13 protein-coding genes and 1 pseudogene are annotated in these 15,751 nt (G+C 46.3%); all 14 read right to left on the bottom strand.

Annotation, left to right across the window (positions count from 1 at the left end):
* Positions 1 to 16 precede the first annotated feature (16 nt).
* The 14 genes and pseudogenes from fliG to RH46_RS02045 all read right to left on the bottom strand — a co-directional run bounded on the left by fliG (position 17) and on the right by RH46_RS02045 (position 15,740).
* On the bottom strand, positions 17 to 1,072 hold the full coding sequence (fliG, locus tag RH46_RS02110; RefSeq protein WP_006877750.1) for a flagellar motor switch protein FliG: 1,056 nt from the start codon (positions 1,070 to 1,072) through the stop codon (positions 17 to 19).
* A pseudogene (gene fliF / locus RH46_RS02105) lies at positions 1,065 to 2,814 on the bottom strand (flagellar basal-body MS-ring/collar protein FliF). The gene fliG and the pseudogene fliF overlap by 8 nt, the downstream one beginning before the upstream one ends.
* 16 nt (positions 2,815 to 2,830) lie before the next feature.
* Positions 2,831 to 3,142, bottom strand: a complete 312-nt coding sequence (fliE, locus tag RH46_RS02100; RefSeq protein WP_006877749.1) for a flagellar hook-basal body complex protein FliE — start codon at positions 3,140 to 3,142, stop codon at positions 2,831 to 2,833.
* Positions 3,143 to 3,240: 98 nt separating this feature from the next.
* Entirely contained in the window at positions 3,241 to 4,641 is a 1,401-nt protein-coding gene (locus tag RH46_RS02095) for a sigma-54-dependent transcriptional regulator (protein WP_006877748.1), read from the bottom strand.
* Positions 4,641 to 5,702 carry a sensor histidine kinase gene (locus RH46_RS02090; protein WP_040894851.1) on the bottom strand — a complete coding sequence of 354 codons (1,062 nt, stop codon included), beginning with the start codon at positions 5,700 to 5,702 and terminating at the stop codon, positions 4,641 to 4,643. The genes RH46_RS02095 and RH46_RS02090 overlap by 1 nt, the downstream gene beginning before the upstream one ends.
* Positions 5,703 to 5,824: 122 nt before the next feature.
* Positions 5,825 to 7,288, bottom strand: coding sequence for a sigma-54 dependent transcriptional regulator (locus RH46_RS02085; protein WP_006877746.1), 1,464 nt, complete (start codon positions 7,286 to 7,288; stop codon positions 5,825 to 5,827).
* 270 nt (positions 7,289 to 7,558) lie between these two features.
* Complete coding sequence (fliS, locus tag RH46_RS02080; protein ID WP_006877745.1) at positions 7,559 to 7,969, bottom strand: flagellar export chaperone FliS; 411 nt, start codon at positions 7,967 to 7,969, stop codon at positions 7,559 to 7,561.
* A 16-nt stretch (positions 7,970 to 7,985) separates the two neighbouring features.
* The gene (fliT, locus tag RH46_RS02075; RefSeq protein WP_006877744.1) at positions 7,986 to 8,309 is read right to left on the bottom strand and encodes a flagellar protein FliT; all 324 of its coding nucleotides are present in this window, start codon (positions 8,307 to 8,309) and stop codon (positions 7,986 to 7,988) included.
* On the bottom strand, positions 8,296 to 10,317 hold the full coding sequence (gene fliD, locus RH46_RS02070; protein WP_006877743.1) for a flagellar filament capping protein FliD: 2,022 nt from the start codon (positions 10,315 to 10,317) through the stop codon (positions 8,296 to 8,298). Before fliD ends, fliT begins: the two co-directional genes overlap by 14 nt.
* Before the next feature lie 19 nt (positions 10,318 to 10,336).
* Positions 10,337 to 10,765, bottom strand: coding sequence for a flagellar protein FlaG (gene flaG / locus RH46_RS02065; RefSeq protein WP_006877742.1), 429 nt, complete (start codon positions 10,763 to 10,765; stop codon positions 10,337 to 10,339).
* Positions 10,766 to 10,836: 71 nt separating this feature from the next.
* Positions 10,837 to 11,970, bottom strand: a complete 1,134-nt coding sequence (locus RH46_RS02060) for a flagellin (protein WP_006877741.1) — start codon at positions 11,968 to 11,970, stop codon at positions 10,837 to 10,839.
* A 228-nt stretch (positions 11,971 to 12,198) separates the two neighbouring features.
* Positions 12,199 to 13,332 carry a flagellin gene (locus tag RH46_RS02055; RefSeq protein WP_006877740.1) on the bottom strand — a complete coding sequence of 378 codons (1,134 nt, stop codon included), beginning with the start codon at positions 13,330 to 13,332 and terminating at the stop codon, positions 12,199 to 12,201.
* A gap of 250 nt (positions 13,333 to 13,582) precedes the next feature.
* Positions 13,583 to 14,716: a flagellin gene (locus RH46_RS02050; protein ID WP_006877739.1), complete on the bottom strand. Its 1,134-nt coding sequence runs from the start codon at positions 14,714 to 14,716 to the stop codon at positions 13,583 to 13,585.
* 121 nt (positions 14,717 to 14,837) lie between these two features.
* Entirely contained in the window at positions 14,838 to 15,740 is a 903-nt protein-coding gene (locus tag RH46_RS02045; RefSeq protein ID WP_006877738.1) for a Dyp-type peroxidase, read from the bottom strand.
* Between the last annotated feature and the right edge of the window lie 11 nt (positions 15,741 to 15,751).

The raw sequence follows: 15,751 nt of genomic DNA, 5'->3' as shown, positions 1-15,751 counted from the left end.
ACCCTACTTACTTAAATTATAAGAACTCGTCTGCGCCGCCACCTAGCATGATCTCACCAGAGTCAGCCATACGACGGGCGATAGCCAGTACTTCTTTCTGTGCTGCTTCAACATCAGACACTTTAATTGGTGGCATGGCTTCAAGGTCATCACGCATCATCTCAGCTGCACGTTTAGACATGTTCTTGAAGATCTTCTCACGCAAGGAGTCATCAGCACCTTTAAGCGCACGCTGAAGCGCATCCTGCGGAACATCGCGCAGAAGTTTCTGAATACCCTGGTCGTCGACTTCGATAAGGTTTTCGAACACGAACATCAGATCCTGAATCTGAGTTGCCATGTCTTCGTCTTGATCGCGGATTTGATCCATCAAGATACCTTCGACGTTGTTGTCCATGTAGTTCATGATCTCTGCCGCTGCCTTCAGGCCGCCAATCTTGGCCGCTTGAGCACCAGCCTGACCCGCGAACTGTTTCTCCATGATTTCATTCAGCTCAGCCAGTGCTGATGGTTGAACTTCTTCAAGGTTAGCGATACGCATCATCAGGTCTAGACGGTCACGTTCAGCAAACTGAGAAAGGATCTCCGCTGACTGGTCCGGCTCAAGGTATGAAAGTACGATAGTCTGAATCTGAGGGTGTTCATTGATAATGATGCTGGCCACCTGACGTGGATCCATCCATTTCAATGAATCAAGACCTTTAGAACCAGTACCCAACAGGATTTGGTCAACAAGGTTATTGGCTTTATCTTCACCTAACGCAGCGACCAGAGCATTACGCATAAAGTCTTCGCTGCCCATACCAATGTTGGTGTACTTCTGAATATCTTCCAGGAAGGCACGGTGGACGGCACCTACCTTATCCTGGCTTAAGTCAGCAGCACGCGCCATGGCGCTACCAACTCGTTGAACTTGTTTTGGTTCAAGATGACGAATAATACCCGCAGCGTCTTCCTCATTAAGACTGAGTAAGAGAATCGCCGCGCGCTCTTCGCCCGGGATTGTAGATATATCCACGGTGTTTTCTGCTACCTCACCGCCCTCTTCCTGTGGAACTATTTCGTTAGGCATCCTGCATCCAATTCTTCACAACTTGTGCCGCCAGTTCAGGTTCGTTCGCAACAAGCGCACGGACTGCTTTCAGCACATCTTCGTCTTTGTGTAGGTTAGGCAAGTCTATGCTTGAGCCAAACTCAAACAACTCGCCACCGTCTAAGTCACCACCAATTAAGCTGGTTTCTCCATCAGCACCGATTGGTAGGCCATCTGGTCCGTAAAGTGAATCTTCATCTTCATCAGACGCAGGGTTGAGGAGTTTCTTCATTGCTGGGCGAACAAGTACCAACACCACCACAATGATAACCAATGCACTTGCAAACCAGCGGATCCAGTCATTAAAGTTCGGATGTTCCCAAATAGGTACATCAGCAATAACTTCGGTTTCCGGAACTGCAAACTGCATACTTAATACATTAAGCAGGTCACCACGAGCTTCACTAAAGCCCACCGTACCAATCAATAGCTGTTTAATAGAGTTTAGTTCAGCATCAGAGATAGGCTGGTAAGTTGTCTCACCAGTATCTGGGTTGACCGTAGCGCGGTTTTTCACTGCAACGGCAACTGTCTGACGATTTACGACACCTGTTTGGCGACGTTCATGGCTGATAGTGGTATCAAGCTCAAAGTTACGTGTGGCCTCTTTATGCACCGAGCCCTGACCAAGCGTTGTACCGTCTTTCATCTGCGCGACATCTTGCGGAATTGACGCGTCTGCCGGTGGCTGGTTACTCAGAGCGCCAGGCACACCCGCTACGATGTTGCCGTTGTTATAGTCTTCAAGAGTGTATTCACTACGAGTGGATGGTGTGTTCGGGTCAAAGCTCTTACGAGTCTGTTCCACAGCACTGAAGTCCAATTCAATATCTACTTGCGCGGTATAGTTACCAAAGCCAAGAATTGGGATCAGCACTGAATCAATTTTTTCACGCAAAGCTTCTTCTTGCTTGCGTTCAAGTTCATGTTCTTTACGACGTGCCGACGAAGCAGCATCCTGACTACCTGAGCTTAATAGACGACCATGTTGATCGGTAACGGTAATACGGTTCGGTTTCATACCAGGCACGGCACTGGAAACCATATCAACCACAGAATCAACCTCTTCTTGCTTGAGGTTGGCGCCTGTTTTTAATGTCAGGAATACCGAAGCTGACGCTTCTTGGTTATGACGAACGAACACACTCTGCTTAGGTAGTGCAAGTAGTACACGTGCTTTACGCACCTGCTTCATCTCTTCGATCGCTTTTGATAACTGGCGCTCACGACTAAGCTTTAAGCGCTCTTGCTCAAGACGTTGCGAAACACCAAACCCCATATCTTGTAGCAAGATGTCGTCGCCGGCATGGGTTTCTTGATTAAGCCCTGCACGGACCATGTCGAGCTTAAGAGTATTAAATTCACTGGCCGGAACCAGGATAGTATTACCATCTAACTGGTAATCGAGTTTCTGTTGATCAAGGTAATCAAGAACTGGGATCAGCTCTTCTGTCTCATACACGCCTAGTGGACGCATTTCTGGCTCTTTAACCCAGAAAAACAGCATCACAATCAAGGCAACACAGGATGGAGATAGACAGAACAAGGACGACTTGGCGTAAAAGGTCTAAGTCCCCTACTGCCATATCAAACTTAGAACTGCTTTTCTCATCCAGATCTGGATTTTGAACGTCGGTATCAAGGTCCGACGTCGCTAACATTGCGGTGTCGGCACTGCCTTCAGATACTGTCAGGTCGGTTGATTGATTTTGCTCTGCCACAGACTTTACCTAAAACTTAAACTGGCATGTTCATTAATTCTTTGTACGCTTCAACCAGCTTGTTGCGTACCTGAATTGTTGCATCGAACGCGACGCTAGATTTGTTTCTAGCGATCATTACATCAGACAAAGAGACATCCGCGTCACCGCGATCGAATCGCATCTGTAGATTTCCGGATGTCTTGGATAGGCTATTAACGTTATTGATGGCACTATTCAGCATTTGACCGAAGTCAGCGCCTACAGTTTGTCCTGTCGCAGTTGGCTTGGTGCCTCCTGCTTCAAACATCATTGCTTGCATTTCGCTTTGAAAACCATCAATTCTCATCAAAACCTCAGTAGTCAACTATTTGACTAAACATAGTGCTGGAGTTATGACGCTGCAATCCTCGTGCCACGTCCATTTGCCAGACAGAAAATAGCACGTTAGTTCGGAATATCAATCCCAGCATCACGCATTTTTGCTAACTTGTAGCGTAAAGTTCTTGGGCTAATGCCTAATTTTTCAGCCATTTCCTTCCGACGCCCATTACACTCCTCTAAAGTCTCAAGGATAATCGCGTATTCCTGATCACGTAATTCACCACCCAGCCCCGTGCCCGAGGTTAGGCTGCTGTTTGTTTCAGCGACTGGTTTAACGTCCGGAACCTGAATTTCACCGCTTTCCACCGCAACCTGCAAACTAGAGGCATCCTGCCAATCAAGGCCCTCTAACAATATATGCTCACAGTCGATCAGGGCATTGTCACTTAAGATTAGAGCGCGCTGCATAACGTTATCCAATTCGCGTACATTACCCGGCCATGTGTACGACATAAGTTTATCTGTCGCACCCGCGGTAAGTGTTGGAACTGGCATACCCAATTTTTGGCAATTTCTTTCAATCAAGTGTTTTGATAATGGCTCGATATCTCCCGGACGCTCACAAAGTGCCGGCCATGCAATTGGGAAAACATTCAGTCTGTAGTAAAGGTCTTCACGGAAGTTTCCTTCCTGAACATATGTCTTCAGATCTCTGTTACTGGTCGCCAACACACGTACATCCAACTTGATGCTCTTACGACTACCAAGGCGTTCTACTTCACGCTCCTGAAGAACACGCAGCAGTTTAGCTTGCAGGCTTAGATCCATTTCACTGATTTCATCAAGCAAAATAGTGCCGCCCTGCGCCTGTTCAAATTTGCCCGGACAGGCTTGCACCGCACCAGTAAACGCGCCTTTTTCATAACCAAAAAGAGTCGCTTCTAACATGTTGTCAGGGATCGCCGCACAGTTAATCGCGACAAATGGGCCATCTTTACGATTCGACGCATTGTGGATGTAACGTGACATCACCTCTTTGCCCGAACCACTTGGCCCTAATACCATGACACTGGCATCGGTTTTAGCTACTTTGTCTGCCAGAGCAAGTAATTTGATACTCTTTTCGTCTGCGACGACTGCGTCACCATTATCGTCCGATTTAACCGGAGCGTAGCGGCTGACCATGTTAAGCAATACCTCTGGCGCAAATGGCTTAGCCATATAGTCAATCGCACCATCTTTCATCGCTGAAACTGCGTCTTCAATGTTGGCGTAAGCCGTCATCAGTAGCACAGGCAGATTTGGCCAGTGCTGTTTAATGTTTCTCAGCAGAGCCAAGCCGCCCATTCCTGCCATCTGTACGTCAGAGACAACAATGTCGACATTATTCGACTTGAGTTTGACCAAGGCATCTTCAGCACTATCTGCTTCTAGCCATTCATAGCCAGCTAGAGCCAAGGTATCGACTAATGCTTCGCGTAGACCTTCATCATCTTCTACAATCAGTACCTTACTTTGAGCCATTATCTTTCTCCAGTCATAGCTTCTTGCTCAGGATTAGAGGTTCGTTCAAGCGGAATACACATGGTAAAGCACGCTCCGTCCCCCTGTTCTGAAATGAGTTCCAACCTTCCATCGTGGGCACGGCACACCATTTGTACCACCGCTAGCCCAAGGCCCGTTCCCTGTGAACGTGTTGTAAAGAAAGGTTCCATGATCTTATTCTGTAGCTCCTTCGGTACACCGGGACCACTGTCCTGCACTGAAATCTTGAGCTCCCCATTTACGGGTCTGAAAAACACATCGACCTGAGACTGTTTACCTGCGATCTGAATCGCGTTCATCACCAGGTTACTTAGTGCCGATGCAATCGCATTCGCATTACCTAATAATTCGGTCTGCTCCTGCTCTACTTCGAGATAATAATCAATTTGGTTGTTTTTAAGTGCAGTCTCAACCATAGGTGAGAACTCGCTAATCAGTTGTTCAACGGTAAACGGTTTAACAACTTTATTGTCACCACCTTTGGCAAACAGCAGCATGTCATTGACCTGTTTTTCCAGATCATGGAGTCGGTCCATTAATTTGTTCTGGAAGCGATCTTTCGTCGCTGGGGGCAAATTTGGAGCTGCCAGGTTCGAGGCATAAAGCATTGCACTAGAAAGTGGCGTACGTACCTGATGGGCAAGCGAAGCAACCATTCGACCTAGTGAAGAGAGACGCTGCAAATCACTGATACGCGATTGAAGTAAGCGTGTTTCGGTCAGGTCGGTAATCAGAATCAACTGACCCGTTGTTGAAGCGGAGATGGCCAGTCTTACCTTGCGTCCATTGCGCAGTGATATCTCGTGACCATCATCTTCACGAGGTGCAAAAGCCTGTTGAATGATTTCAAACCATTTCTCACCGACCAGTGGGATTTCCAATAGTCGCTGAGCTTCAGGGTTTGCTTCCTGCACAACCCCTTGGGTATCAAGCAGGATCACACCAGCTGGCATCACATCGAGTACCTGCTGATAACGCTCTACTTGCTGTTCTAATGTGCCCAACGGCATTGGATTATCCGTTGACGAAGTTGAATGCATGACGTATTTCTGCCTTAAAAACTACAATAGCCTGCCATGCAATAAGCAAGCCAGGCTATTTTTATTTATTTTCAACAACTTAATGTCAGGTCGAAAAATTGACAGTCAATAAATGAGCGTTTTTAGCGCTGTAGATTGTACTTTCTCATCTTCTCAACCAGAGTTGTACGACGCATTCCAAGCATATCTGCTGCCCGGGCAACAACACCACCCTGAGCTTCCAACGCCTGATTGATCATGTTGACTTCAAGGTCTGCCAGCATCTCTTTTAAGTTAACCCCTTCTGGAGGCAAACTCTGCGGAGCATTCTCGTTCTCTTGGAACAGGTCACTTTCAAAACTGAAGTCTTCAGAGAAGATATCCTGTAACGCATCGCGTTCCTGCTCTTCTACCGACTCCAAGTTGTTGTACTCTGGCTGGAACTCAGGAATATCACTGTATCGGTACTTAGTCGGTAAATGATTCACATCGACCAAGCTGTTTGGATAGAGGATAATCATTCGTTCAACCAAGTTAGCCAGCTCGCGCACGTTACCAGGCCACTCATGTTCCATTAATGAGTTGATAGCACGAGGAGTAAAACAGATCGGCTGTGCCCCTTCAGACTCCATACGTGTCATTAACTCTTGCAACAATAACGGGATATCATCTTTGCGATCGCGCAGAGCAGGCATCTCGATTGGGAAGACATTAAGTCGGTAGTAGAGATCTTCGCGGAACGACTCATCGTTGATCATCGTCTCCAGATCACGATGGGTTGCAGCGATGACGCGTACATCTACACGGATCGTGGTGTTACCACCGACGCGCTCAAAACAGCGCTCTTGCAACACACGTAACAGCTTTACCTGCATTGGCATCGGCATGTCACCGATTTCATCAAGAAACAGTGTGCCACCCTCGGCTAGTTCAAAGCGCCCTTTACGTGATGTAATTGCGCCAGTAAACGCCCCTTTCTCGTGACCAAATAGTTCACTTTCCAGCAGATCCGGTGGGATTGCACCACAGTTAATCGGCACAAAAGGTCCATTTCTGCGCGCAGAATGGTAATGGATGTTACGTGCAACCACTTCTTTACCAGTTCCTGATTCGCCAAGGATCAGAACGTTGGCTTCAGTGCTGGAGACTTGCTCAATAAGGTGTCTAACTTCTTTGATGCCATGGCTTTGGCCTACCAGGCTACGGAAAAGAGTATTTTTACGTGACGACGAAGGTACGTTAACCCCTTTACGACCGAGAAAATCTTTACAGTGGCGCAGGGCTTCACTTAATTGCGGATAATTTAGGGGATATTCCAGTTCACCAACATAGTTGGTCAGTTCTTCAACTGGATAAGAATGCTTTCCTGCAATCAGTAGTGGTATATGGTTAGCCTTAGATAGCTTGTCACTCAGCTTGGTAGATAACTTCTTGTCGTTGAGAGACCCCAGAATGCAGCCTGCCCAAACTCGCGACCAATCGAGATCGTCAAGTTGATCAGAGCTAATGGCCTCACACTGTTCTCCAACAAATTCTAAAATATTACTCAGATTAACACGTGCATTCGCATCGTCTTCAATCACAAGTAGTTTCGCTAAACCTTGCATAGGTGAGATTGATTGCCTTTATTGTAAAACGTTGTGGCTGGATAATAATTCTAACGTCATTTGTAACTATAGATCAGATACATCAGACAATTGACAAATTACAGCAACAAAAAAAGCCACTGGTCCGTTAGTGGCTTCTATTCTATTTGATAAAAAAAATAAGGCAACCAAGCAATTACTTGATGTGACGTTAAGCCAAAAGCTAATAAGTCATATTATTCCACTCATCACACATTTCTATACAAAATGTATGCAACTGCCTAACTATCGCTAAATTCCTACATCATTAGCAGTCAAATTGTGATACTCGTTCGGGATCTGATCCCAAGCCGACTTAATTTCGCGAATGATTTCAATAACATCGTCGATTGGCTGTGGGTTATTCTGATGGTTTGCTTCTGTAATCTGAGTAATCATAAATTCATATAGCTGATCCAGATTCTGAGCAATATCTCCACCGTCGTCCATTGATAGACAGCTACGCAGACTAATAATGATGTCCAGCGCCTTACCCAGACGCTCGCCCTTAACGGGAATATTGCCTGCTTGCATCGCCGCTTTGCCTTGAATCAAACGTTCAATAGCGCCAGCCATTAGCATTTGAACAATTTTATGCGGGGAGGCCGCACTGAGCTGGCTATCAACCGATACCTTCTTGTAAGCCTGTAGTGAACCACGCATAACAACCCTCTTAGATTTATAAAAATTTTTGATACTGCTTAACGGAGCGTTTGCCATGGCGATACTTTTGTAATGCCATGCCCATTTCAGCAGTTTTACTACTCATTAACTCTACAACAGCTTTGGTTCTTTCAACCGCATCTTGCCACTGTTGTGATTTAGCAAGTTCTGGCTGCGAACTTACCGCTGCCAATAAACATTGCAATATCTGTTCCCTTGTATCGACCAACTCAATGATTTCTTCAGTCGATAGCTCGCTCGCTGAAAGAGTTTCAGTAATTATTTGATCAACCTCACACAATTTAGTGAGTTGTTGCTCAAAGTCATTAGCCAAGGGCATTCATCATCCCCGCTAACTGTGACTGCATTTTACTGGTCGCATCCTGCATTGCCGTAAATTTGGCGTGGGTGCGCTTCTCTAAATTATCCATTCTGCGATCTAATGTCGCCTGATCATCCTGCAATCGGTAAGTGCGCTCAACCATACTGCGCTCGCGGTTACGAATCGAGCCAGTCACACCCGTCAGACCTTGGATCGCATCCTCTACTTTCTTAGCAAAACCCTGATTACCACCAAAGAAGTCTTCTAACTTATTAAAGTTGTTGTTGAGCTGACGATCCAGCATGTCGTAATTGATTTCCAGATTACCCTGTCTGGTAGTGGTAATGCCGAACTCAGTGAGAGTCTTAAGCTCCTCTGGCGCCGGTTCCACTCGAGACGAAAAGACCGACTTCAAGCGTGAATCCGCACTGCGAACAATACTGTCACCCGCTAATGGTCCTGCCATACCTGTACGAGGGTCTACACCAGAAAGTTCTTGAGTCACCTGGTAAAACTGGTTGTAAGCAGCAACAAACTGCTCAATATCCTCACGCACACCCTGTCTGTCGTATTCAATATCGATTTCAGAAACCGGTTTACCTTTCTCGCTACGCCCTTTTAAGGTTAGGTCAACACCATCAATCGCGTCTTCGATGATGTTGTTGTTGCTCGAAAGCTGGGCAACACCATCAAGTAATACTTTAGCGTCTTGCGCTGCTTGTACTTCCGTCATACCCCGATAGGTATCGAATGAGCGCTGAGCGGCATCCAGATCGGCCTGAGCCTGATCGATACGCTCGAGATACTCTCGTTCCTCTTGTGGAAGTTTAGCGCGCTCCATCTGTTTCGCTTGCTCTGGAGTGAGCTCACCTGTGGCGACACGTTGTGCCAGTGCAGCCTGTTCATCCGCGACTTTTTTCTCTAAACGTGCCTTTTCAGCATCGAGTTTGGCTTGCGCTTCTTTCGGCGTGACATAGGAGTCGGTTAAGGTACCAGAAGCGGTATTTGACCAGCCTGGAACATCAGGCGCTTTCTCTTTTGCTTTAGCGTCTAACTGCGGCTCTGGCTCCCAGTATGAGTCTAATAGTGTTCCTGAAGCGGTTTCACTCCAGCCGGGAATTCGTTCTTCTGGCTTTAGGTATTTGTTGGCTTCTATGCCCGCATTCGCCGCTGCAGTAGTCGCCGCTTTGGACATTTGATTGTCTGGCGTCGCCTCTTTTGCGGCATTGGGATCCGCACTTATTGCCGCCTGCTTAGAGGTATCGGCAATCTCTTGATCGACAACCTTTGCCGCATCGATGATTTTTTGTGCGACTTTATCGGCAACTTTTTTCTCTGCAGGGGTTAGAGGGGCAATCAGTTCCTGAGCGGCAGCACGTGCCCGTTCAAGATCTTTAACTCTTTGCTCGAGTGTTTTGTATTCGAGCTGTTTTAGCGTGTCACCCGGTTGGGCTTCCGCTCGCATTGAAATGTCATTGTCGCCACCGGAAACGTTGGACGCAACAATGAGACGGGGGCCGTCGACATCGTTAATGATTGCCGCACGTACACCCGGATTGGACTTGCTGCCGTTGATACCGCGAACGATATCAACGAGCTTAGAATTCTCTTGTACATCAATAGAGAATTTTTTTTCACCCAGTGAAATCTGCAACTTGCCCGGGCCAAATTTCGCATCTTCAGGTAATACATCCGATGCAATTTTATGGCTTTGGGCAAGTTGCAACACATCGATAGCATATCGACCAGCGATAGCATCAGTGGTTGCAGTCGCAGATACGACAGTGTCATTGGTAGTTTCCACTGTTCTTGCGGCAAAAGCTTTCTCCTGACGAAAGCTCGCCATCAAGTTTTTCATCGTATCCAGCGACTCTCTGAGTCGGCCATAAGCACTGATACTGGAATCAATCTGGGTTCGCTCATTGTCGATTCGTTGCTGTTTAGGAACACGCTCCGAATCTACAATTTTGCTGACCATAGAGTTGATATCCATGCCAGAATTCATGCCTACAGGGCCAAAACTCATTCACTCACCTCAAGTACGATTACACCGTTTGGTTAACAAGCCCCGATGAATATCGGGCAGTCTGTTCCCTCAGGCGCCGTAATATCTCTAACATTTCCTCATCGGGTATCTGACGAATAATATCACCAGTATCCGCTTCATATATAGTCACAACATCTCTACCGGACTCTTCGTCCACCCTGAAGGACAAGCCTTTGTTGATCGACGAGATAAAATCATTCATCTGCTCAACAATCCTTTCACGCTCGGCCCTGTTTAGCTTCTCCCTCTCTTTCGAGGCTTCGATTGCTTTTTCAACAGTTTGAGACGCTTTTTCGCTTGCCTCAGTTGTAGAGACCTGCTCCTTTTGCGAGGAAACTTGCTGTACACCATCGTACTTTGAAGCAAGTTTAGTGCCACTTTCTGAGCCATAAGGCTGGATGTTCGATGTGTAGGATGGTATTTCCATAACGATCTCCCTTCCACCTTAGCAGGTCACAACATAACGTTGTACCAATAAGCTCCAATCGAACCTATCGATTAACCTAATAAGCTAAGTGCTGCCGACGGAGACTGCTTAGCTTGCGCTAGGACAGATGTACTCGCTTGCTGAAGAATTTGCGACTTAGTCATCGCCGTTGTTTCTTTAGCGTAGTCTGTATCAACTATCCGGCTACGAGAAGCATTAACGTTCTCATTAATGTTGTCTAGGTTACTGATTGCATGTCCGAAACGGTTCTGGAATGCACCCAGTTCAGCACGTTGGCTGTCAACCGTCTTCAAAGCACCATCAATAACAGATACAGCGAGCTGTGAACCTGCTACTGAAGTAACGTCAACATCGGCAACTGTTCTCTCTTGAGCAGCACCGAAACCGATTTCTGAACCTAAACCACCACCGATTGTGACGTCAGTTGCAACCTTATTTGAAGCAGCAAAAAGTTGTAGCTTGCCCTCTTCGCCTACGGAAGCCTTAACATCAGCACTCTGACCGTTAATGTACGTAGCCAATTGCTCGATATCATCGCCAGCTTTAGCATTAATCGTGAGTTCTTGTGCCTCACCATGTACATCAGTATAGCCTAGGGTAAGATCTGTCGCCCCTGAAGAGACGGTCCAATCCGCTGCTTTGCCTTCTTGAGCAATATACGCTTTACCACCCATATCTATGGTGTCAGAACGCATGTTACCCATCGATAGCTGAACAGCCTCACCTGAGCTCGCACCAATTTGGAAAGATTGATTACCGAAGGTACCGTTAAGCAGTTTGTTACCACCGAATGAGGTGGTTTCTGCAATACGGTTTAACTCGTCGTTAAGAGCGGTCACTTCTTCTTGAATAGCGATACGCTCCGAACGGGAGTTAGAACCATTCGAAGATTGGAGTGCCAAATCACGCATACGTTGCAGAATGTTGGTTGTCTCATTCATTGCACCTTCAGCTGTCTGCGCAATTGAGATACCGTCATTCGCATTTTTTACAGCCATGTCTAAGCCACGGCTTTGCGAGTTCAAGCGGTTTGAGATTTGTAGTCCAGCAGCATCATCACGGGCACTGTTGATTTTGTACCCCGAAGATAGACGCTCCATCGATTTCTGCATGCCATCAGTCGCACCATTAAGGTAACGCTGAGCAGTCATCGCAGACACGTTCGTGTTTACGTTAATTGCCATATTTGATCTCCTTAGGCATTAGGGCGATGTATCTCAGCGTCTCTCACCTCGCTTCGATACATCTCATTTCTCTCAATCCTTTAACGGCCTACTAAAAAATACCTTTAGAAATAAATTAGGCATTTTTATTAACTTTTTCCGCATGACGTAAGAATTAATAGAAAGATCAAATAGTTAGTAGAAACAAAAAAATCCAGCCGAAGCTGGATTTTTTGATCAAGGTCTCAATTAACCTAGTAGGCTTAGTGCCGAGTTTGGCGCCTGTTTTGCCTGAGCAAGGATAGAGCTTGAAGCTTGAGACAGAATTTGAGTCTTAGTCAGTGCAGTTGTCTCTTTCGCGAAGTCTGTATCTTTGATACGGCTCTTAGAAGCATTCACGTTTTCGTTGATGTTGTCTAAGTTGTTAATCGCGTGGTTGAAACGGTTTTGGAAAGCACCCAGCTCTGCACGGTGGCTATCTACGTATTTCAGTGCTGAATCAACAATCGCTACAGATTCTTGCGCGCCACCAACTGATGTAACATCGATAGTATCAACAGTTACTGCTTTACCTTCACCCATGCTTAGCTCACCTGCCAGACCACCAGCGAAGCTTACTGCGCCTTCAACTTTGTTGTTGCCAGCGAATACTTGTAGCTGACCATCTTCGTTTACTGACGCTTTAACCATGTCAGTTTGACCGTTGATGTAAGTCGCTAGCTCTTCGATATCATCACCCGCTTTAGCAGAGATGTTGATTGTCTGCTCAGCACCATCTTTTTCAGTCAGTGTGATTGCAAGGTCGTTTGCGCCAGCTTGAACAGTCCAGTCTTTATCTTTGCTGTTCGCAGCCTGGTAGCTTGTACCGCCCATGCCGATGTTGTCACTACGCATGTCGTTCAGAGTTAGCATTACTGCTTCACCGTTGTCAGCACCAATTTGGAATGACTTAGTCGCGTAAGTGCCGTTAAGTAGCTTGTTACCACCAAATGAAGTGGTTTCAGCGATACGATTTAGTTCGTCGTTAAGTGCTGTAACTTCTTCCTGGATTGCAACACGCTCTGATTTCGAGTTTGAACCGTTCGCAGATTGTAGCGATAGGTCACGCATACGTTGCAGGATGTTAGTTGTCTCGTTCATCGCACCTTCAGCAGTTTGCGCGATAGAGATACCGTCGTTAGCGTTACGTACTGCAACATCAAGACCACGGCTTTGAACGTTTAGGCGGTTAGAGATTTGTAGACCCGCTGCATCGTCTTTTGCGCTGTTGATCTTTGAGCCAGATGACAAACGCTCCATTGAAACTTGTTGTGCGTTGTTTGCGCTGTTTAGGTAACGCTGTGCTGTCATTGCTGCTACGTTAGTATTTACATTCACTGCCATGGTGATTTCTCCGTTTGATTTTCCGATGTATCCGGTTTCCGACGTCTCGGAAAACCAAAGTTTGTAGTTCTCTCAAAAGTTACTTTTATTAACGGCTCGGTTTCGAAAACCTTGAGTATTTTTTTAGTTTTTTCTTAAAAAAAATACATTTGGCGATAAAAACGTGATTAAGAGATAAAAAGAGTAAAAAAAGTGATTTTTTCGCTAAAGCTTCACTCGGGCCTGTCGATAACATTCTCTTTTTTGACAATTAACCGAGTAGAGTCAACGCCAGGTTCGGCTGCTGTTTAGCCTGAGCCAGTATTGAAGTACTGACCTGTTGTAAAATCTGTTGCTTAACCATCTGGGTTGTCTCTTTCGCGTAGTCAGTATCTTTAATCCGACTGTTGGAAGCCGATAGATTCTCGTTTACGTTAGAAAGATTATTAATCGCGTGGTTAAATCGGTTCTGCATTGCCCCTAGTTCGGCACGGTGGCTATCAACATACTTTAAAGCAGTATCAATAATCGATACCGCGCGCTGTGCACCGCCGGCTTGAGAGATATCAATGTTATCAACCGCTTCGTAGCCTGCCAGATTCATACTTAACTGATTAGCTAAGCTACCTGAGAAAGAGACGGTTCCCGACGCTTGCTTACCTGCCATAAAGATTTGTAGCTGACCTTCTTCATTAACTGAAGCGGAAACTTTGTCGGTTTGACCATTGATATAAGTGGCAAGCTCTTCAATATCGTCGCCAACTTTTGCGTTAATATTGATGGTCTCTTGCTGACCCTGAGCATTGGTATATTCCATCACCAATGTGTTGCTTCCCTGAGCGACCTGCCAGTTGCTATCCGCTTTACCAGCTGCGATGTAACTGAAGCCCCCCATATCCAAACTGTCTGAACGCATGTTCTTTAGTGAAACTTGTACCGCTTCACCTGAACTGGCACCAATTTGAAAAGCAGAAGAGGAAAATGAACCGTTGAGCAATTTTCGACCACCAAAAGAGGTGGTTTCGGCGATTCTGTTCAATTCATCGTTTAAAGCGCTCATTTCCTCTTGCAAGGCATCTCGCTCAGCACGACTGTTAGAACCGTTGGCAGATTGAAGAGAGAGGTCACGCATACGCTGAAGCAGGTTAGTGGTTTCATTCATGGCACCTTCTGCCGTCTGCATAATCGAAATACCGTCATTGGCATTTCGCATTGCGACATCTAACCCTCGCATCTGTGACTCAAGGCGATTGGAAATCTGCAACCCTGCGGCATCATCTTTGGCACTATTAATACGATTCCCTGAAGAGAGTCTCTCCAGTGATTGGTTCAGAAGATCCGTCGCCTTCGACAAGTGTCGTTGCGCAGTCATTGCTGAGACGTTCGTATTTACCGTGATTGTCATAAAGTTGCATTGTCCTCTTTCGGGTTACTCTCTTTATCGGCAATCTACGGTTTTCTTTAACAAATAAAAGCAAAAAAGCCGAACCCTGAGGTTCGGCTTTAACTGATTAAGTAATAACTGTTTATTTCAGCTTAAGCTCAGCCAACATTTGTGCTGATGGTGCAAAGAAGTAAGCGCCAGTTACGGCATGAGTAAAGCGCAGTAGCTGGTCTGTTTTGCCATCCGTTACGCCATACATACTTTCAAGCATGGCTTTGAAGTTGTGTAAGGTGTTGCAGTACGCAATAAATAGCAAGCCATGTTCACCTGAAACACTACCGTATGGCAGGCTGTGGCGAACAATCTTAAGGCCTTTACCCTCTTCTTTAATATCAACACGACCAACGTGCGATGCAGCAGGCACATCTTCCAGCTCAATAGAATCAGGTTTAGTACGACCAATCACTTTCTCTTGCGCAGATACATTCAGACGATTCCACGAAGGTAAGTTGTGGATGAAGCGTTGTACCATTACGTAGCTGCCACCAGCAAGTTCGCCTTGTGGGATGATCGCCACCTCTTCACGCTGAGCCTCTTTCGGGTTCTCTGTGCCATCAACGAACTCAGTCATATCACGCGAATCCAGATAGCGGTAACCGTAGGTCTCATCAACAACCGAAACCTGCTCTGACACTTCAGCAAAAAACTTGCGTAGCAGGTAGAAATGCAGGTCATGACGGTTAGAATGACAGTGGATCAAGACATCGACATCTGAGCTTGGTGCAACCACGTCGCCTTCGCCTAACTGCGGGAAGTCAATCAGTTCAGCTGGTACAGGCGCATCTAGCTTGCTCCAGAACGCTTTAGTAAAACCGATCGAAAGCGTCAGTTCAGCACCTGGTTGCTGCTCATTGAGCTGTTCAACCAGTGTTGGTAAAGCCTGTAACTGTTGTAATACGTGTTGCGGATTTTCTGTCACCTTGAGCAAGGTGTATTGTGCAAACGGGCCAGCTTCAGGAAGAATGGCACTTTGAGGGTATGACATTTTTAATTCCT

It is taken from the genome of Vibrio brasiliensis LMG 20546 (assembly GCF_000189255.1).
GTDB lineage: Bacteria > Pseudomonadota > Gammaproteobacteria > Enterobacterales > Vibrionaceae > Vibrio > Vibrio brasiliensis.
The sequence above is the reverse complement of the archived record's forward strand: the minus strand, read 5'-3'. Positions and strand labels throughout refer to the sequence as shown.